At 59.9% G+C, this 17,721-nt stretch carries 29 protein-coding genes and 1 tRNA gene; 25 read left to right on the top strand and 5 right to left on the bottom strand.

What is annotated here, in order from left to right; all coding sequences use genetic code 11:
- Positions 1–2: 2 nt before the first annotated feature.
- Positions 3–626 carry a hypothetical protein gene (locus H5P28_RS11735; protein ID WP_185675894.1) on the bottom strand — a complete coding sequence of 208 codons (624 nt, stop codon included), beginning with the start codon at positions 624–626 and terminating at the stop codon, positions 3–5.
- Between the two features lie 99 nt (positions 627–725).
- Between H5P28_RS11735 and H5P28_RS11730 the strand changes: the two genes are divergently transcribed.
- Both H5P28_RS11730 and H5P28_RS11725 read left to right on the top strand, forming a co-directional pair.
- A complete protein-coding gene (locus H5P28_RS11730; RefSeq protein ID WP_185675893.1) occupies positions 726–1,127 on the top strand; it encodes a hypothetical protein in 402 nt (133 codons plus the stop codon).
- A gap of 5 nt (positions 1,128–1,132) precedes the next feature.
- Positions 1,133–1,759 carry a hypothetical protein gene (locus H5P28_RS11725; protein WP_185675892.1) on the top strand — a complete coding sequence of 209 codons (627 nt, stop codon included), beginning with the start codon at positions 1,133–1,135 and terminating at the stop codon, positions 1,757–1,759.
- Positions 1,760–1,867: 108 nt separating this feature from the next.
- Here the strand turns inward: H5P28_RS11725 and H5P28_RS11720 are convergent, their stop codons facing one another.
- From H5P28_RS11720 to H5P28_RS11710, 3 genes are all read right to left on the bottom strand, one after another.
- Complete coding sequence (locus H5P28_RS11720) at positions 1,868–2,326, bottom strand: hypothetical protein (protein ID WP_185675891.1); 459 nt, start codon at positions 2,324–2,326, stop codon at positions 1,868–1,870.
- Positions 2,326–2,532, bottom strand: coding sequence for a hypothetical protein (locus tag H5P28_RS11715; RefSeq protein WP_185675890.1), 207 nt, complete (start codon positions 2,530–2,532; stop codon positions 2,326–2,328). Before H5P28_RS11715 ends, H5P28_RS11720 begins: the two co-directional genes overlap by 1 nt.
- 175 nt (positions 2,533–2,707) lie before the next feature.
- The gene (locus tag H5P28_RS11710) at positions 2,708–3,388 is read right to left on the bottom strand and encodes a hypothetical protein (RefSeq protein WP_185675889.1); all 681 of its coding nucleotides are present in this window, start codon (positions 3,386–3,388) and stop codon (positions 2,708–2,710) included.
- Positions 3,389–3,516: 128 nt separating this feature from the next.
- Between H5P28_RS11710 and H5P28_RS11705 the strand changes: the two genes are divergently transcribed.
- The 3 genes from H5P28_RS11705 (at position 3,517) to H5P28_RS11695 (ending at position 4,830) form a co-directional block, all read left to right on the top strand.
- The gene (locus H5P28_RS11705; RefSeq protein ID WP_185675888.1) at positions 3,517–3,858 is read left to right on the top strand and encodes a hypothetical protein; all 342 of its coding nucleotides are present in this window, start codon (positions 3,517–3,519) and stop codon (positions 3,856–3,858) included.
- A gap of 389 nt (positions 3,859–4,247) precedes the next feature.
- Positions 4,248–4,427 carry a hypothetical protein gene (locus tag H5P28_RS11700; RefSeq protein WP_185675887.1) on the top strand — a complete coding sequence of 60 codons (180 nt, stop codon included), beginning with the start codon at positions 4,248–4,250 and terminating at the stop codon, positions 4,425–4,427.
- Complete coding sequence (locus H5P28_RS11695; protein WP_185675886.1) at positions 4,420–4,830, top strand: hypothetical protein; 411 nt, start codon at positions 4,420–4,422, stop codon at positions 4,828–4,830. The genes H5P28_RS11700 and H5P28_RS11695 overlap by 8 nt, the downstream gene beginning before the upstream one ends.
- A gap of 43 nt (positions 4,831–4,873) precedes the next feature.
- Here H5P28_RS11695 and H5P28_RS11690 read toward each other — a convergent pair whose 3' ends face one another.
- A complete protein-coding gene (locus H5P28_RS11690; RefSeq protein WP_185675885.1) occupies positions 4,874–5,059 on the bottom strand; it encodes a hypothetical protein in 186 nt (61 codons plus the stop codon).
- A gap of 277 nt (positions 5,060–5,336) precedes the next feature.
- Between H5P28_RS11690 and H5P28_RS11685 the strand changes: the two genes are divergently transcribed.
- From H5P28_RS11685 to H5P28_RS11590, 20 genes are all read left to right on the top strand, one after another.
- Positions 5,337–5,417, top strand: a tRNA-OTHER gene (locus H5P28_RS11685).
- A 172-nt stretch (positions 5,418–5,589) separates the two neighbouring features.
- Positions 5,590–5,799 carry a hypothetical protein gene (locus H5P28_RS11680; protein ID WP_185675884.1) on the top strand — a complete coding sequence of 70 codons (210 nt, stop codon included), beginning with the start codon at positions 5,590–5,592 and terminating at the stop codon, positions 5,797–5,799.
- A gap of 3 nt (positions 5,800–5,802) precedes the next feature.
- Positions 5,803–6,003, top strand: a complete 201-nt coding sequence (locus tag H5P28_RS11675) for a hypothetical protein (protein WP_185675883.1) — start codon at positions 5,803–5,805, stop codon at positions 6,001–6,003.
- Between the two features lie 63 nt (positions 6,004–6,066).
- Positions 6,067–7,107 carry a recombinase RecT gene (locus H5P28_RS11670; protein WP_185675882.1) on the top strand — a complete coding sequence of 347 codons (1,041 nt, stop codon included), beginning with the start codon at positions 6,067–6,069 and terminating at the stop codon, positions 7,105–7,107.
- 37 nt (positions 7,108–7,144) lie between these two features.
- On the top strand, positions 7,145–8,434 hold the full coding sequence (locus tag H5P28_RS11665; protein WP_185675881.1) for an AAA family ATPase: 1,290 nt from the start codon (positions 7,145–7,147) through the stop codon (positions 8,432–8,434).
- Positions 8,431–8,868 (top strand): hypothetical protein, encoded by a 438-nt coding sequence (locus H5P28_RS11660; RefSeq protein ID WP_185675880.1) that lies wholly within the window; start codon positions 8,431–8,433, stop codon positions 8,866–8,868. The genes H5P28_RS11665 and H5P28_RS11660 overlap by 4 nt, the downstream gene beginning before the upstream one ends.
- On the top strand, positions 8,847–9,173 hold the full coding sequence (locus tag H5P28_RS11655) for a hypothetical protein (protein ID WP_185675879.1): 327 nt from the start codon (positions 8,847–8,849) through the stop codon (positions 9,171–9,173). Before H5P28_RS11660 ends, H5P28_RS11655 begins: the two co-directional genes overlap by 22 nt.
- Positions 9,170–10,330, top strand: coding sequence for a DUF2800 domain-containing protein (locus tag H5P28_RS11650; protein ID WP_185675878.1), 1,161 nt, complete (start codon positions 9,170–9,172; stop codon positions 10,328–10,330). The genes H5P28_RS11655 and H5P28_RS11650 overlap by 4 nt, the downstream gene beginning before the upstream one ends.
- Before the next feature lie 5 nt (positions 10,331–10,335).
- The gene (locus H5P28_RS11645) at positions 10,336–10,551 is read left to right on the top strand and encodes a hypothetical protein (RefSeq protein ID WP_185675877.1); all 216 of its coding nucleotides are present in this window, start codon (positions 10,336–10,338) and stop codon (positions 10,549–10,551) included.
- Positions 10,552–10,574: 23 nt separating this feature from the next.
- Positions 10,575–11,252 (top strand): hypothetical protein, encoded by a 678-nt coding sequence (locus H5P28_RS11640; RefSeq protein ID WP_185675876.1) that lies wholly within the window; start codon positions 10,575–10,577, stop codon positions 11,250–11,252.
- 6 nt (positions 11,253–11,258) lie between these two features.
- Entirely contained in the window at positions 11,259–11,807 is a 549-nt protein-coding gene (locus H5P28_RS11635) for a RuvC family protein (protein ID WP_185675875.1), read from the top strand.
- 18 nt (positions 11,808–11,825) lie between these two features.
- Positions 11,826–12,563, top strand: coding sequence for an Acb2/Tad1 domain-containing protein (locus H5P28_RS11630; RefSeq protein WP_185675874.1), 738 nt, complete (start codon positions 11,826–11,828; stop codon positions 12,561–12,563).
- A gap of 86 nt (positions 12,564–12,649) precedes the next feature.
- The gene (locus H5P28_RS11625; protein ID WP_185675873.1) at positions 12,650–12,853 is read left to right on the top strand and encodes a CopG family ribbon-helix-helix protein; all 204 of its coding nucleotides are present in this window, start codon (positions 12,650–12,652) and stop codon (positions 12,851–12,853) included.
- 3 nt (positions 12,854–12,856) lie between these two features.
- Positions 12,857–13,018: a hypothetical protein gene (locus tag H5P28_RS11620; RefSeq protein WP_185675872.1), complete on the top strand. Its 162-nt coding sequence runs from the start codon at positions 12,857–12,859 to the stop codon at positions 13,016–13,018.
- 2 nt (positions 13,019–13,020) lie between these two features.
- The gene (locus H5P28_RS11615; protein WP_185675871.1) at positions 13,021–13,770 is read left to right on the top strand and encodes an RsmD family RNA methyltransferase; all 750 of its coding nucleotides are present in this window, start codon (positions 13,021–13,023) and stop codon (positions 13,768–13,770) included.
- A gap of 2 nt (positions 13,771–13,772) precedes the next feature.
- Positions 13,773–15,068 (top strand): hypothetical protein, encoded by a 1,296-nt coding sequence (locus H5P28_RS11610; RefSeq protein WP_185675870.1) that lies wholly within the window; start codon positions 13,773–13,775, stop codon positions 15,066–15,068.
- Positions 15,065–15,694: an ASCH domain-containing protein gene (locus tag H5P28_RS19610; RefSeq protein WP_221773414.1), complete on the top strand. Its 630-nt coding sequence runs from the start codon at positions 15,065–15,067 to the stop codon at positions 15,692–15,694. Before H5P28_RS11610 ends, H5P28_RS19610 begins: the two co-directional genes overlap by 4 nt.
- Positions 15,691–16,059, top strand: a complete 369-nt coding sequence (locus H5P28_RS11600) for a hypothetical protein (RefSeq protein ID WP_185675869.1) — start codon at positions 15,691–15,693, stop codon at positions 16,057–16,059. Before H5P28_RS19610 ends, H5P28_RS11600 begins: the two co-directional genes overlap by 4 nt.
- Entirely contained in the window at positions 16,056–16,721 is a 666-nt protein-coding gene (locus H5P28_RS11595) for a hypothetical protein (protein WP_185675868.1), read from the top strand. The genes H5P28_RS11600 and H5P28_RS11595 overlap by 4 nt, the downstream gene beginning before the upstream one ends.
- Positions 16,714–17,709, top strand: a complete 996-nt coding sequence (locus H5P28_RS11590; protein ID WP_185675867.1) for a phage Gp37/Gp68 family protein — start codon at positions 16,714–16,716, stop codon at positions 17,707–17,709. Before H5P28_RS11595 ends, H5P28_RS11590 begins: the two co-directional genes overlap by 8 nt.
- Positions 17,710–17,721: the final 12 nt, after the last annotated feature.

Raw genomic sequence — 17,721 nt, 5'->3', positions numbered from 1 at the left:
GCCTACCCGCGCAGGGTCGGCCTCAGGTTAAAGTCGAAATACGGGCGAAGTTCCGGCACGAGCCGGCACGCGGCGTGAACGGCCAGCGCCAGCGCCCAGAACCGGCTGCTGATAAAACGGTGTTCCTGCCGATGGATAGCCCGCACAACACGGTTACATTCCGCCATCCATTCCGGTGACAACAGAAGAAAACCGTGGCTCAGGCACGATAGCCAGTCGCGGGCCAGTTCATCCATGTGCGTGCGCTCCATCACAAAGGCATGGACGACCCCATGGGGAAACCGCCCCTGCCAGTAATGTGTCTCCAACTGCGCCCGCCCTTCCGGCCCGAGCGCTACCAGCGCGAGCGTCACCGGACGGTACTCGTCGAAAAAGCTCTGCATCCGGTCAAGCTCCCAGTCGCGTTCATCCCGGGGCCACGGCATGTTATCACGCCGGTAGGCTTCATCCCGGACGACCAGCTTGCCGTCGGCACACTCCAGCAGCACCAATGAGCTCCGGTTGCCGCTGAGGTCAGGGTAAGCGCCCATGTCCACCCCCAGGAACCGCCGAGTGGGCTGGAGGCGTTCGCGCTCGCTCACCGCCAGCGCCGTCTCGCCCCTCTCCGATCCACTTCGCAATTCCATGTTGGCATATATTTACACCCCAGAATATTTGGCAAGAAAAATCGCCTCTTTGACGATTCTCACCTTGCACTGTGATACACGCGGATTATTGTTCACACCATGAAGCTGGTTGCCGTTCTGGGCTTTGTGCTCCAGTGTGCCGTTTGTGCGGGCACTGAGCCGGAGGCATTTTATGCCGAGTGGGCGGCCAACCAGCTTCACGCGTCCCGGGAGGTTGTCCTTGAGGACCGCACCCGCTGCGACCTGCTCACCGAGGACTACGCCATCGAGATAGACTTCGCTCCCAAATGGGCCGAAGCCGTCGGCCAGTCCCTCCACTACGCCAGCATGACCGGTCGCCGCGCCGCCGTTATCCTCATCCTCACCCGGCCCGGAGACACCCGCTATGTGCAGCGCGTCAGGCGCATGGTCGCCCATTACAACCTTCCCCTCGACCTGCTCACCCTCGATGCCACCCAGATGCAGCTTGACCAGATTTTAGATCTGCGTGTCATCCAATAAAAGCTATGGAGAGATTCACGACTGTCATTTTTGGATTGGCCTACATGGCCATTTCCATCCTCAAACTCGTTGCCATCTATGCCGGGCTTCATGACGAGCTCTCCTGGCATTGGCTCGGGGCCGGAGCATTGGCCATCTTCACGGCCTTAATCCCCGTTGTCGGCGAGCTTCTGGCCATATGGGGGGCTATCTATGGCTTCGGCTGGGGTATGTGGTTCTCTGTTATCCTGTTCACCCTGCCTTATCTCGTTTACGGGCTGCTGATGGCCATCGGCATTTTGGCCGCTCTGCTGTCAGCTTTATTTTCGTGGATAACTCGGCAACCTAAAAACTATTCCAGCCCATCAATCCCGAATCCTTACCATATCACTGAGCCGTCCTCTCCTGTTGATGCCGAATCGGACATGAGCAACGACGGGGAACTCCCGGCCAAGCGCTACTTCGCGCAGGCGCAAACGACGGACGGCCAGACCGTCACGCTCGAATCGCTCGACAGCCCGATGGACATCAACCGCCAGGCGACCGAGCAGGGGCTGACGATTCAGGGCACGATCAAGTCAGAACTGGTTGAGCCGGACCCCGCGCCAACCGCCGAACTCACCGACGAGCAGAAGTACGGCCCGAAGGCGTGACGGGTATTGCCGCGTACTTACGGTTGTGCCAGAGAACTCGCCCCCCCCAAAAAAAGACCCGCGTGCAGGCGGGTCTTTGGGACTATTGGCTTACTTTATTTGAGATGTCTAATTCCGGCCGGCAAGCCGGGTTTTCATCTTCTGGGCACAATGAAAGGCGGCGTAGAGGCCGTTGCGTCCGATCCCGTGGTCCGTGTTTCCACTCAGTTCGTTTTTGAGCAGGTCCGCGATGTAGCGCATGGTGTCCGTCTCCAGCCCGATTTCCTTAGGCGTTTCTTCCAGTAGACACGCCCCCAAGGCCGCGACGATGCACTCCGCGATCTGTTGCAGCCGGTCGTCATCTTTCCCCGCTAAGTCAACCCCAAACCACGTGATAACCTTGTACGGGTCGATCGTCTTCTGGTTAACCCCGAGTTGCCGAATATGCCGGTAATGATGCCCGATGCAGGCCTGCAGGGATTCATTGACATCGCTCTCCGAAAAGTAGATGTCCCGCTCGTTCAGCGTGATGCGCAGGGAATTCAGCGACAGTACGAGGTCATCGACCTCGGCATCAGTAAGTTGCATCAGTGAGCAAAGACGGAAAGGGTTTCATTGATGCGGGACTTCACCCGTTCCTCGCTGGATAGGAACGCGCGGACCGACTCGGTCATTCCGTTATTGTAGGCAGGGGCGACGGGGGCGTCGCACACGCACGTTTCGGAGGGCACACGATTGGCAGCAGCGCGGATTTGCTCAGCGCTGATGGGCGGAATTGAGTGACGTTGTGACATGACTAGGACTGTGATGAGATTTATTAAACACAGTTAAGTAGGTTGATATCTCTGCTTTCTGAGCACAGAGTCAAGACATATTTTTTAAGTCTGGAGTACGGATGCGGGGCTTTTATTCCGCTCAGGGCACGAAAAAAACACCCTGTACAGACATCTGCCATCCCATTTTATCGATTCACTTCCCCGCGGACTTCGCCAGCTTGCGGCAGGCCTTCAGCAGGACGCCCCGCTCGTAGTCCTGGAACTCCCAGCCAGCCGCTTCCGCCGCTGCCAGCATCCCATGCTCATCCCCGTTTTGCGCCGCTTCGGTCAGGAGCGCATACAGGGCAGGCGCTTCCTGCTGCAGGTGCGGCATGACATCCTTCATCCTCTTCCCGCGCAGCCCCAGGCTCTCCGGCAGGCGAAAGGTCCGCTTGCCCTTGAAGGGCGCGTCCGGCTCGGCCGCTCCCGCAAATTGAATCGGCGCATCCGGCGCGAATAGCGGCATTGTCTTGGCATCCGCGCTCTTTTTCTGGGCTTCCTCATCCTCCAGGGCGATCTGCCCAATCCGGCGAATCAGGCTGCGCAGGTCCGGGTCCTTGGCAAACATCCGCTGAATCGCCGCCAGATGCTCGTCAATCGGGTCGCTCACCGCCGGACCGGCCCCGAGCGTAAACTCGTCCAGGCTCCGCCCGCCGCGAAGAATCTCATCCTTGAGGTGAGCTTCCATGATGGCCACCCCCGTTTCCTTTGAGGGCCAGCCAGTGCAGAGGGCTGTCAGGATTTTTTGGTCAGGATCTCCTGCGGTTCCATTGATGACCTTGGACATGTAGCCCTGGGAAAACCCGAGCATAGTCCCAGCCTCGGCTTGGTTCATTCCGTGGTGTTGGATAGCGGCCCGAATGGCCCTGCCTAGATGATTCATTATTCCACCGTGTGATTTTTTTACGACACAAGCAAACTTTTTTCTTGCGCATTTATTCTGTTTTGTAATTTTATTCTCACATGGAAACGACCGAACACGTTGCGACCGAGCCTGCCAAAGCGGAAAATACCCCTGCCTATCAGGCCAATTTCGAAGCTGCCCTGGCCCGCTCCAAGGAGGAAGCCTACGCCATGCTGAAGTACCACCTGCGCAAGGGCAAAGACCCGGTCATGCGCTGCGTCACTCAGGCCATGCTCGATCACGTGCAGTCCGCCACCCTGGCAGACCTCTTCCCGGCGGGACTCCCCGCCCTTGAGTCATACTCGCGTGCCGATCTGGCCACGCCGCCGCCCATTGACGGCCCCGCCAACAGCAACCACGCCTCGACCGACGCCGCTCAGGCTCCCGAGGCCAGGAACTGACCACCCTTTACCCCCTTCCTGTCATGTCTGTCCGCCTTTCCCAGCCCCGCCCCCTCGGCGCAGTCCTGCTCTCCGCCTTTCAGGAAATTTCCCGGGCCAGGGTACCCCGGGATGGAACGAGACAGGAAAACGCCGCCCCCGCGGATATTCTCCCAACGGGGGCGGCCACCTTTTTTGAAGATTTCTGGATGCCGGGACAGGAGCCCGGCGAACCGGAAGGGTATCGCGGCGGAGCAGGATGTGCCTCTGGTCAATTTCATCGCCCGGCCCGTAACCGCGTAAAAGCGGGCCGCTGATTTTCTCTCTCTTTTTCCAGTCGTTTTTCACGCCCCCGCCTGAATGACAGGCGCTTACGGCGTCACCATTTGCCACCGAAACCACCGTTTACCATGAATGCCATCAACGAATGCCAACAGCGCCACCTCCTCAAGCACCGCTTCGGGGTCGAACAGGCGCACCTGGTCTTGCTTCGTCGCCGTCTCGCGGCCCTCAGCCGCCATGCCGAGCGTCAGCAGGCGCTGGTTAATGAATTGTCACTGGCGATCCGAACGGAGGTTCCCCGTGGCTAAAACCCCACCCGCCTATATCGGGGCCGAGTTCGAGCACATGAACCGGCTCAAGGAATTGGCCGACGAGGCCGCCACCGCCCAAAGACGGGCCGAGGGCAACCTCGCCCGCTACGCCGAGGACATCGCCGACAGCGTGGGCCACATGCAGACCACCCTGAAAAACCTTTCCGACCTGATGACCTCCAACACGCTCGCGCTCGTCTCGGATGAGCCGCTGCCCGTGCGCTGGTACAAGTCCCTGGCCAGCCGTTCGACTGTCCGCAAGTGGATCAAGGATGGACTGCCCGCCGAGTACGTGGGCCGCGACCTGTGCGTGCGCCCGAAAGACTTTTTTGAATGGCGGCGCAACCACGTGGCCCAGGCCAACACCGACAACCTCATTTTTAACCGGGAGAGCAACTGACATGTCCCGTCAGCCCCATCACTGGATCGAGGAAATGGGAGGCTCACCCTCCCCGCGCCCGTCGGTAACCCTGATGGTCCTGGTCGCCCTTTTTGTGGTCCTCGTGCTGGGCTTTGCCTCCTTGCTCATCGCCCGCGCCATCGGTAACAGCGAGCGCCCCGTCTCCCCGGACGAAATCACTTTTAATCTTCCCCGACAGACAACCGGGGACGGACGCGTAGCAGCACATGGTGAATGCAACAAGTCCCGGGCGGTCGGCCACACCGCCGCCCGGGCAATCCTTACTGGGAGTCCTCGATTTGGAGGCATCGGTCCTTGTGGCCGTGAAGCGTCTGCCCACGCGGCAGAATCGGTTCAAGTCCGTGCTCCCAACATTTTCTCCCGGGCTCACTCCCCGGCAACCAGCGGAAAACGTGAGGGCATCGGCCTGATTCACGCTTCGTGGGCGAGCCTCGCCAACGGTTGGAATTATCGGAGGTCCGCCGCCGGGCCTCCAGCCACTTTTCGGGATGGAAGCTCAACGGTAGAGCGGCTGAAGCATGCGATAACACGCCAGACGGTAGCCGGTTCGACTCCGGCCCATCCCTTCAACTTTGCACAGGCGGTGTGGAAGCCAGACACGCAGCCGGGATATGGCGTGCCTTTCAGGCATGAAGGTGGACGGCGTGACGTAAATAACTGCCTGCCATCATCAGCCACTCGCCGGAGTAGCGCCCGGCCCCGCGCAATCCTTTAACCCAATAACCCGAAACAAACCCAATGTCCTACGCCTACCGCCAGCGCAAGAAGCGCACCACCCGCGAGCAGCGCCACGCCGCTACCCGCCAGACCGACGCCCTGAGCCCCTGGCTCGGCGAAAAGCTCACCCGCCGTCACTACAATCAGATGCGGCTTGCCGACCAGCGCGAGGAGCGCATGCGCAAGCAGGCTGCTATCCTCTCCAAGTGGCGCTCACGCTTCGGCGTCTAGACCATGTCTGACTACGCCCGAGTCCCTGACGCGCCTTGGATCGGCATGGACCCCGCCGACCACGAACGCGAATGCCTGATGCGCCGGGAAATCAACATCGAGGCCGCCCGCCGACGCGCAGAGCTCGAACGTGACGAGCAATCCGAATCCGCCCCCGGGAGCAACGAAGCCCCGGCGATCAAACCGGGGCTCCAAGGCAAATAATGGAGTAAAGATCAACTCCAACCCCGGCACCCTTTCACCACCCTTGAACCAAGTCAAGCAATCATGAGCGAAGCAATCACCACCACCACCGGCAACCGTCAGCCGCTTTCCGCCGCCAAAGGCGTGCAAGCCCTCTGCGAAAGCCCGGCCATTCAGGCCCGCATCAACGACATCCTGGGCAAACGCGCCCCGCAGTTCGTGTCTTCCATCGTCCAGTTGACCCAGACCAACACGATGCTCATGCGGGCCGAGCCCAAGACCATCATCGCTGCCGCCATCACCGCCGCGACCCTCGACCTGCCCATCAATCAGAACCTCGGTTACGCCTACGTCGTCCCCTACAAGACCGACGGCAAATATCAGGCCCAGTTTCAGCTCGGCTACAAAGGACTCATCCAGCTTGCCCAGCGCTCCGGCCAGTTTGCCCAGATGAATGACTTCGTGGTGGCTCATGGGGCACTGGTGGAGTTCGACGAAATCACCGGCGTCCTGCGGGTTGATCGTGCCCGGGGCGACGACAGCAAGGAGCCCGACGGCTACGGCTTCTACTTCAAGCTGCTCAACGGCTTTGAGAAAACCGTCTTCTGGCCGCTGGCCAAGGTGCAGGCGCACGCGCAGCGCTTTTCCCAGGCCTACAGCCGTGGCTACGCCTCGCCGTGGAAGAGCGACTTTGACGCCATGGCGCGTAAGACCGTCATCAAGCACGCCCTCAGCAAGTACGCCCCCCTATCGGTCGAAATGCAGCAGGCCGTCAACCACGATCAGGCCGTGATCGACCTGGACACCGGCCATGCCGCCTACCCGGACAACGGCCAGCCCGACTTTCAGGACACCGACATCGAGGTGGCTGAGCCGACCGACATCGACGTTCCCGCCGAGGACGAGGAGCAACCTGCCGCCGCTGAGCCGCCCGCTCCCGAGGCTTCCCCCGTCGAATCCCTCTACGCCCGCCTGAAGAAGGAGAAGATCGACCCCGACCTGGCCCGCGCCTGGGCCGGAGAGCGCGACCTGGACATCGATACCGAAGCCGACGCCGCGAAGATCCTCAAGGGCATCAGCAAGCTGATTGAGGACATCAAGCTCGGCCCGGCCAAGAACAAGTAACCGCCCCTTTCCCTTTCAACCATCCAAGGCAAATACCATGAACGAATCAGACTCTACCCACCCGCTCCACATTGTGGGGCTGTCCGTCCAGAATGTGCTCGGCGTCAAGGCTGTGGACATCCGCCCCGAAGGCCAGGCCGTTGTCCTGACTGGGGACAACGAGCAGGGCAAAAGCTCGCTCATCAACAGCATCTACATCGCCCTCACCGGCAAGATGCCCGAGCGCGTCATTCGCGACGGCTCCAGCAAGGCCCGTATCAGCCTCGACATTGGCGAGTTCATCGTCGAGCGCACCATCACCCAGAAGAACGCCAGCCTCAAGGTCATGTCGGCGGACCAGAAGTCCACCTTCTCCAGCCCCCAGAAGATGCTCGACGGGCTGCTGGCCTCGCTCACGCTGGACCCGCTCGACTTCGCCGGGCTCAAGCCGAAGGAGCAGCGTGAAATGCTCCTGCAGGCCGCCGGGATTAACCTCTCCGCGTGGGAGGCCGAATACATGGCCGCCTATGAGGCCCGCAAGCTGGCCAACCGCGACGAGGCCACCGCCAAGTCCGCTTACGACAACACGCCCAAGCCCGAAGGCGACGACATCCCCGCCGAAGAGGTTTCCCTCTCGGACGTGATCGACGAGCGCGACCACCTGATGGATATGCGCGAGGCCGCCGAAGCCCACGCCGAAGCCATCAACGAGAAGCGTAATAATCTGCGCACCCTCGCCGAGCAAATCGAGGAACTGGAGGTGGCTCTTGAGCGCAAAAAGACCCACCTTGAGGCTTACAAGAAGCAACTCGAAAACCTCGAATCGACCAAGATTCAAAATCCCACCGACGAGGATCTGGAAGCGGCCCGCGCCAAGGTCAACCAGGTTGAAAGCATCAACCGCGCTGTCCGTGCCAGGCAGGCCAGCCGCGCAGCCTCTCAGGCGTGGACGAAGGCAAAGACTACCGCCGAAGAGGCCGACAGCGCCGTCAAGGCCGTCCAGCAAAAGAAGATCGACCTGCTGGCGGCGGCTGACTTCGGCGTGCCCGGACTGAGCGTGGACGACGAGGGTGTCGTGTACGAGGGCATCCCCTACTCCCAGCTTTCGACCGCCCGCCAGATCGAGGTAGCGATGCTCATCGCCATGCGGCTCAACCCCAAGCTGCGCATCATCATCATCCGCGAGGGCGCTCTCATCGGCTCCAAGATCAAGCAGAGCATTTTCAAGCTCGCTCAGGACAACGGCTATCAGGTCTGGATGGAGCAGTTCCAGGAGCAGGCCGGTCCCGTCGGCCTCCATATCGAGGCGGGCGAAGTCGTGGCCATCGACGGAAAGGCCGTGTCGTGAAAGTCATCGCCATTGTCGAGGAAGGACACAACTCAACGCCAAACTTCATCGCGGAGGTCGGGCATACGGAACTGGAAAAGTTCATGGACCTCTTCTATGGCAAGATGAGGGCTCCGAAGGTTGGTGACATCATCGATCTTGGGAAAGGCCATGATTTCCATGGTGATACCTGTGAGGCTCTCAGTAAGACTGAAGCGTTCATCGAGTCCAACAAAAAGGTCATTAATGGTATCATGTCAGGCTTCTCAGTGCTGGGGCATTCAGCCGCCAAGCACCTTGACTATACGGCAGCCAAATCAGCCCGAGACAAACTGCTCGTTGAACTGAAGAAGTGCATCGCGCACCTCGAAGGCCAACCAGACCCCGAGCACATTACCGAGTGCCTGGCATCCGCCAAAGCTGCGGTCGAAGAATGCGAAGGATGCCAGGCGTGAGCACCGCAATCAAAGCCAAGCCCACGCCGGGACCATGGGCATACAACGCAACTAGCGAAGGCTGGTTTGATGTTGGCCCTATCGGCGGACGCTACAGGGGCTGCACGGCAAACGTATTTAATGCGGAGTGCATCGGCGGCATCACCAACGCCGAAGCCGAAGCCAATGCGCGGCTGATCGCTGCCGCCCCAGACCTACTGGAGGCGCTGGAAGACATCGTTGACGTGCTAGACGCACTGGGCGAGGCACTCGCCAAAGTCAAGGACGCCCGTGCCGCCATCGCCAAAGCCAAGGGGGAAGCATGACCCCGCTTCCTGAAACCCTCGAGGAAATCCGGGCCGCGCTCGCCGCTCGCGATGAAGAGCGCAAGGGCCTGCCGTCCTTCTCGGCGGCTCCCCGCTGGCTCTACTGCGACGGTTCTCACCTGCACGAGGCCGCGTCTGGCCCGAATCTCTCCAGCCTGCCCGCCGAAGAAGGCGAAATGCTGCACGCGGTCATGGAGCACGAGGAGTTGGACCCCGAGAAGTTCGACGAATACCAGATATGGTCTGTCACCGAAGCCGAGCGCATCCAGGTCGAACTGGTGGAAAAGTTCATCGGCACCCCGGAGCAGACCTTTGCCGAGCAACGCCTGTGGCTCTACGACTCGGGCACCTCGACCGAGTACGACGAAGCCAGGAAGCCCCGCGCCTCCGGTCGCTTCGACAAACTCTTTGTCAAGGGCAAGACCGGCCTGCTCATCGACTACAAGTTTGGCCATCGCATCGTCGAACACGCTGTCGTCAATGAGCAAATGCTCTGCAACGCGCTGGTGGTGATGGAGCAGTACGGGCTGGAAAAGGTGATCGTCGCCATCATCCAGCCCCGGGCCGAACGCCATCTGCGCAAGACCGTGGCCAAGTTCACCGCCGCCTATTTGCGGGTCAAGCGTCCGTGGATTATCCATCAGGCCCGAGTCAGCATGCTCCCCGGTATGCCCCGCCGGGCTTCCGCCAAGGCCTGCGAGTGGTGCCGGAGCCTCAAGAATGGCACCTGCCCCGAGGGGGTCACCTTCGGACTGGTTTCCCGCCTGATCGACCGCGAACTCCCCGGCGAGGATGCCGCCCAATTGATCGAACAGAGCACGCTCGCCGCCAAGTCCTCCGAGGCCATCACCCGTCACGCCCTTGAGCAACTGGTGGAAGCCCCGCACAGCATCCCCCGCTACACCACGAGCGAGCGCGTGCCCTCCATGACGGACGTGGAAGCCCTCTTGCGCTCCAAGTACACCGACAAGAAAGCCTCCGAGGTCAAGGCCATGCTCCCCGACCTGTTGGAAGGCCTCTGTCGCGAGAGCGAAGTCCAGTTTACCAAGAAGACACTCAAGGACGTGGAGACTTTCATGCAGCGCCTGCGTGACTGGCACGGCATCGACGAGCACGAGGCCGCCATGCTCACCCACAAGATCAGCCCCGCCAAGTAACCTTTATGAAAATCCGTATCATCAACCGCGGGATCGACAACCGCCGTCTGGCCGCCGCTTACCCGCTCAAGCAAGACCCCATCAACGGCGGCTTCTACATGCAGGCCGAAAGCCCCGAGCTTGCCGCCCGTGTGCTTCAGTCCCGCCTCAATGGCTGCCGCATCAGCCACTTTCGCGAAGGCGAATCCGGCCCCCGGGTCGTGATCGAGCCTTCCAAGTAACCACCAACACCATCATCGCAATCATGAGTGAAAACAACGGCATCAAGCCTTCGCGCCGGCTGACCAAGGCGCACATCAGTTCGGAGGGCACCGTCTCCCTCCAGTGGCAGGAGTTCAACGAGTCCACCAAAGACTGGGCCAAGCGCCAGTTGGAAGAAACCGAGCACGCGCTCGAAAGCTTCCAGGAGTCGCTGGACGCGCTCGCCCCCGCCGTGCGCCGCTACCGTGAAGAGGGCATGCTCGACATCAACAAGTACAAGGTCAACGGCCTGTGCCTGTTCTACGGCAAGAGCGAAGTCCCCGGCGGCGAAGCCCTTTCCATGAAAGCCATGGTCACAGCCAGCCGCAAGCTGGAGAACTGGGGGCCGGCCAACGTCAACACCCCGCGCCTGCCCATCACCTGCGAGGACGAAACCGCCGATACCGTGGACGACGCCACCGCTCAGGCCGTCGAAAAGGTCTGTGCCGAGGCCTTCCGCTACATCGACGGCGAGCGCCAGCAAGGCGAGCTTAACCTCGACGGCTCTGATTCCGACGAGGACGACGACAACCTGCTGGATTTCTCCGAAGACAACGGCGAGGGCGCGGACTCCGACGACACCGACGGCGAAGATACGGACCTTGGCCCCGACGAGGACATGGAAGCCGGGGACGAGGATTTCGACGAGGACGGCGACGGCGACGAAGAGCCCCGGGACTAATTCGCCATGGAGCACGCCCCTTCCATCGCCCTCGACCTGGGCACCTACATGGGCTACGCCATCCGCACGGCTGGCGGCTCTGTGGTGTCCGGGGTCGAGGTTTTCGCCTCCCGGCCCGGCGAGGATACCGATGTCCGTTTCTGGGCATTCAGGAAGTGGCTCATCAAGGCGATCACCCAGTACGAGCCGAAGCGCATCTACTACGAGCACGCCTCCTTCCAGCCCGGCAACGCTTCGGAGGTCTGGTTCGGCTGGCTGACCATCATCAAGGAAGTGCGGATTCATTACGGGCTGGGCAGGCAGGGCTTCAACGCCGCGACGATCAAGCTGCATGCCTCCGGACATGGCCACGCCGGGAAAGACCGCATGAAGGCCGCCGTCCGCGACCTGTTCCCCCAGCTTGGCCCCATCGACAACGACAACCAGGCCGACGCGCTGGCCGTGCTCTATACCGGCGAATGCTGGAAGGCTGGAAAGCTCAATCGCGCCCCCAAGCCCACCCGCAAGCGCAAGCCCGGCAAGCGCAGGCCCAACCCCCAGAGCGAACTTTTTTAACCACGAATCAAAACCATCATGAAGTTCAAGAAAAAGCCCATTACCATCGACGCCATCACCTTTGACGAGCTCGTCGAGCATGGCCTCAAGTACGGCGGGAACACCGTTGAAGGTGTTCCGTGGTCATTCCAATACAACGGCCACGCCGTCACGCACGAGACGGATGATTGCTACATCATTTCAACGCTTGAAGGCGACATGAAGATGACCCGTGGCGACATGCTCCTCATCGGTATCACCGGCGAGATCTACCCCTGCAAGCTCGACATCTTCGAGGCCTCCTACGACCCCTGCGATGATGCCGAAGAATGCCTTCCGCCGCACCCCATGCGTCCGATCCACGACCATGTGGTCAACGGCCTGAACGAAGCGATCGATGTTCTGGCAGTGGACGAGCCCGGCCCCGGCGGCGCGAACCACGAGTACGCGCTCCGGCTCAACCGCGACCGCGAAAAGAGCCTGCACGACACCACGATCATTCGCTTCCAAAACGGTCCCATTCAGGAGTCCGGGTTTAACGGCCTGAGCAACGAGGCTCTGCTCGCCGTCTTGATCGACCGGATGCGCGGATTCCAGCATCAGCGCGAGGGGGATAACCCGGAACGAGTGCCCGGCTTCAACTTCGCCAGCCGCGGCAAGTACGCTTGCAAGGAAAACGCCTGCGCCCTGACGCACCTCGAAGAGGCCATGATGTGGCTCCAGAAGCGTACCCGTGACCGCATGGCCCGCGGCGTCGAAGGCACGCACAAGGTTTAGCGCCTAACCCTCAACCGGGCCGCTGTGACGAGCGGCGGTCCCATTGAGGCTTAGGCCCATCAAATAACCATCAAATAAGGCAAATCATGAACACAAAGATCAACTCCAAGAAACAGACTCACGGCCGGGCTCCCGGCAAGACGCAAATCTCGATCAGCCTGCCGGAGAATCTGGTGGAGCGTATCGACAAGCTCGCCGAAGAGGAGAATCGCAATCGTTCCAACTTCATTGCGACCCACCTCGAGCGCTTGGCCGACGGCGAAGTCTTCACCACCAATGGGAGCAAGTAGGCTATGAAGGAGCCTGCCAAGACCGGGGCCGAGGAGGATGTCATCAGTCGCTGGCGGCGGCTGTACTGCTACCTGATAAACCACAGCCCGACCGCAAAAATCAAGCGTCAGATACGCCGCCGCCAGCGCCGAAAGATGAACCAAGAAATCAACAAAGCCAAGTAGCCATGCCTATCACTCTTACAAACGACGTTCGCGCAGTTCTCGAACGCTCAACCATCACGGCGGATAGCCTGACGCTCCCGCCTCAACAGCTTGACCGCAAGCTCTACGAAGCCGTGAACAAGGTGCTCGTCGCTGCCGGTGGCAAGTGGAACCGGTCGGCGAAGGCTCACGTCTTTGCCTCAGACCCGCGTGAATGCCTTGGCCTCGCGCTGAAGTCTGGCAAAGTGACCAGCAAGAAGCAGAAACTACAAGCGTTCTACACACCTGCTGATCTTGCGGCCCGCGTGGTGACTCTGGCTGACGTGTCCGGTTGCACGGTGCTTGAGCCGAGCGCAGGAGCCGGGGCGCTGGCGAAGGAATGCAAAGCCCGGGGTGCCAGCCACATTGACGCCGTCGAAATTAACCGCGACTGCGAGAAGCAACTGGATGAAGTCTGCGACGACGTGTTCCTGATGGACTTTCTAGAGATGGAGCCGCCGCCTGTCCTCGAACATGACCGCGTGGTGATGAATCCTCCGTTCACGAAGAATCAGGACATCGCCCACGTGCGTCACGCTCTCAAGTTCCTCAAGCCCGGCGGTCGGCTCGTCGCCATCATGGCCGGAAACACCGAGCGCAAGGCTTTCCGTGACATGATGGACGCCTTTGCCCAGTCGTCAGCACACCCGATCATCTTTGAACTGCCTGCAGGTGCCTTCAAGGAGTCAGGCACGAATGTGCAGACCATCATCTTAACCGTCACCAAGGGATAGCCATGAGCACCGAGACAACGACAAGAATCAAGGACGACGAACGCATGTACGTGCGCTCGTTCGAGGGAATCACGCCAGGTCAGGGCAAAGATCACGTCGGTGAGGAATGCGCGTTTTGGCGGGGAAACTTTAATGAAAAAATAACCGGTACGCTTATTGGCATAGCTTCAATAGAGTCTATTGGCGACTGTGACGGCATCGAACTACACCCGCCTTTTCGGGTTAGGTACCAAAACGGTGTGCTAGCCTGGGTTGAGCACTGCGCCCTTATCCACGACCTGGACCCAACGAAAGCGCCGGAGAACCTGCCCGAGCTGCCGGAGGGGGTGGCATATATTGGACTTGGTCCGCTCTCAGATGAAAAGCATGCACACGGCTTAGGCCATTGGGCATGTTTATGGGGCTGGAGCGATCAGGCCGGAACTGGCGATGGATGGGTTAACAATAATCAAGGACACCGCCAAATCCACTATGCCTTTACCGCGTCTAGCGCCTACGCCAGGCAGCACTGGCCCCACCATTACAAGGCGTACCTGCACAACAAAGCGCTGGAAGACGCCGCTCCCGAGCCGAGGTTCAAGGTCGGCGATACGGTCGAGGTCAACGGAACATCTGAGAAGGGGATTGTAACGCGACCCGGAAAGTATGCGTCCAAAATTAAGATCACTTCAGCGGGAAAGCCTTCAACCGAAACATTCCCCACGGAAGACCTCAAGCCTTGGGACGCATCGAAGGAATATGGCTACCTGCCCAACGGCGAGCGAATCATTCCAGAGGATGGGTTCGAGATAGTGCCGAAGGGGCACAGCGCCGACAGCCCGTTGCGGGTTTGTGAACGTGACCTAGGCTGGGTTGATTACATCTATCCTTCGATTGAGAGTGCTGAAGCCTCGGGGAACATTATCGCCTACGCCCGCCGGAAGCAGCCAACCGTTGCGGAAAATGCAACAGTTCAGAGCGTCGAGGAAGCCTTCGACAGACTCTCTAAGGAGGGCATTAACGAAGAGGCATTGGCTATCGCCAAAGACCGCGTTGAACTGTTGGCCAAGCGCTACTTTATCGAGGGAGCCAAATGGCAGCGGAAGAATGGAAAACTTCCCGAAGCCCGCCAAGCGCCTGCTGTCGATTCTGACACATGGGCCGTCTGCGATGCTCCCAGCCAGTTTTTCAAGGACGGAATGGAGGCCATCGAAGGCGCAAGGCGTCTGACCATTCACCGGGGGCGCAAGCAGATCGTTTGCCGGGTCACACACCGCGTTACGAAATCCGGCATTGAACGGATCGGAGGCCCCAAGTGAAGCTGGCCGAGAAAGACGTTATCCAGTGGAACGCCCGCTATCCTATCGGCACGAAGGTCACGCGCTACAAGCTGATTAATCCGCTGCGTGAGCCGGAGGAAACGGAGACACGTTCAACCGCATGGGTGGCAGGCGGCCATAGCGCCCTTGTCAAAGTCGAAGGCGTGGCCGGTGGTGTTCTCATCGAGTCGCTTGTCCCTGTCGTCTCTCCCGAGGTACAAGTCTTGTTGAGGCAAAAGCCGGTCATCCCGGCGCTGTCTATCCGTCAACCGTGGGCCTGGCTCATCGTGAACGGGCACAAGGACATTGAGAATCGCGATTGGACGACCAACTACCGCGGCCCGGTCTTCGTTCACGCCAGCAAGACGTTTGGCCCGAGCGAACGCGAAGACTGTGAGTATGTCTCCGAAGACTACAAGATCGACATGCCTGCCGATTTCGCCCTGGGCGGCATCGTCGGACTTGCGCACATCGTCGATTGCGTGGACAGCCACGAGTCGCCTTGGTTCTTCGGCAAGCATGGGCTGGTCTTGAAGGACTCGCGCCTGCTTCCGTTTACCGCCTGCAAGGGCTCGCTCGGTTTTTTCACACCCAAGATCGACGCCATACTGGGAGGTGAGCGATGAGCGCGGGAGAAGACCAAATGCTGGCTATTGAAGTACGTCTCAGCGACGTGCAGATGCTAGCCAACTATATGGGTTGCAATTACCCGCCCATGGAACTGGCGATAGCTTCTCGCAGCCACATGCTTTACCGGGGCACTGACATGGAAGCTGCCTTTCCGCCGACGTGCGCGAACAACATCATTAACGCCACAAAGGAAGCGCTTGAGAATCCGAAGCCGGACCTAAGCGCGGAGCTGGCCGAGGCGCTGGAAAGGCTTGCAGTAGATTCCCATCATTGCGCAGGGGTTGATTGGATGGGCGACGACCCAAGCCCCTGGGACAACGCCGTCGCCGTTCTCGACAAGTGGAAGGAGGCGCAGAAATGAGCCGCTGCCTTCTCCACAAAAGCAAACTCGACGCTTTCAAGGCATGGCTTGACCAAGAGGGCATCCCGAACCACCCCGGAAAAGGCGACTATCAAGTTCTCCAGGTGCAGGTATCAGACTGGGGATGGCGAGGGATCTACGACCGCTTAGACGCCAAGGTTCATTACACCGTCGAAGGCCCAATGGAGTCCCTTGTCCGCCGGTTCATTAAGGCAACGCGCAACCAACCAAAGGAGACGATTATGAGCCATGACAGTACGAATCCAGTTGTTGCAAAAAGCGCAACGACTGAAACGCCGTGTGATGGGCGATTTGACATTATATGGCGTGACGGGGTTTACCATGTCAGTAAGCCGAACGTGGGTACGTGTACAGTCGTACCGGTAACGGAATGTGACAGGCTAGAGGCCGAGAACGCCAGCCTGCGCGAGGAGCTGATCGCGTTGCGTGATTTTAAGCGTAGGTACGACGAAGATTTTAAAATCCTGCATGGGTCTGTATCTGAGGCAGCTATAAGGGGCCAAATTACTATTGGAGTTGGCGGTTTGTCCGAGAGACTAGCCCGCTTCGACGCAGCCCGGAAGGAGGCCAGCAAGTTTACCAAAAAGCGGACGCACAAGCTTGAACGACTCGAAGCAAAAAGAGAGGCCGCCAATGGCTGAGAACACCAAAATCGAATGGTGCGACCACACTTTTAACCCGTGGATGGGTTGCACGAAGGTTTCCCCCGGCTGCGCTCACTGCTACGCGGAAACGCGAATGGACAAGCGCCTGCACAAAGTCCGCTGGGGCAAAGGGCAACCCCGCCAGCGTACTGGCGTTGCTAACTGGAAATTGCCGCTGAAGTGGGACGGTGAAGCTCAGAAAGCAACTGGCGCTTTTGATGAAAGCTTTTTCAACCAGGCCAAATTGTCCCAAAAACGCCCCCGCGTGTTCTGTGCCTCGCTCGCCGACTGGCTCGACCACGAGGTTCCGACGCAGTGGCGGGTTGACCTCCTTAATCTCATTGAGCAAACACACAATCTCGACTGGCTCCTGTTGAGCAAGCGACCCGAGTCATGGAGTGCACGGTTGCATGAAGCAATGGGTGGAGGCTCAGAGTTGGCGCGTAGATGGCTTAATGGCGAGCCTCCCGCAAATATTTGGGTCGGTACAACGGTCGAGAATCAGTTGTTGGCCGACGAGCGTATTCCCGCCCTGTTACGTATCCCGGCGAATGTTCGCTTCTTGTCCTGCGAGCCGCTGCTCGGGCCGGTCAATCTTTCCGCTATACCCACAGGTGAAGGCCACGGTCTAAATGAGGCTTTCCCGCGCATTACGATGAACCCGCTTCGCCGGGCATTACGAGATGCGCCTCATGTTCATTGGGTCATAACCGGCGGCGAGAGCGGCCCCAACGCCCGCCCGATGCACCAGGACTGGGCACGTTCACTACGCGATCAATGCGCGGCGGCGTCGGTCCCGTTCCTCTTTAAACAATGGGGCGAGTGGCGACCAGCGGACGACAGGGATTCAGATCGCCCGCATTGGGTCGGCATCCCAGACGGCAGCGAGGAAGACTTCTCGGACTCGCCAATGGTGAGAGTCGGCAAGAAAGCTGCCGGTCGCCTCCTCGACGCCGTCGAGCACAACGAGTTCCCTCAGCCGTGACCCTCTGCGTCC

Origin of the sequence: Ruficoccus amylovorans, from assembly GCF_014230085.1 — a bacterium.
GTDB classification, from domain to species: Bacteria; Verrucomicrobiota; Verrucomicrobiia; order Opitutales; family Cerasicoccaceae; genus Ruficoccus; species Ruficoccus amylovorans.
Note: the sequence above shows the minus strand (reverse complement) of the source record. Positions and strands in the feature narration are given on the sequence as shown.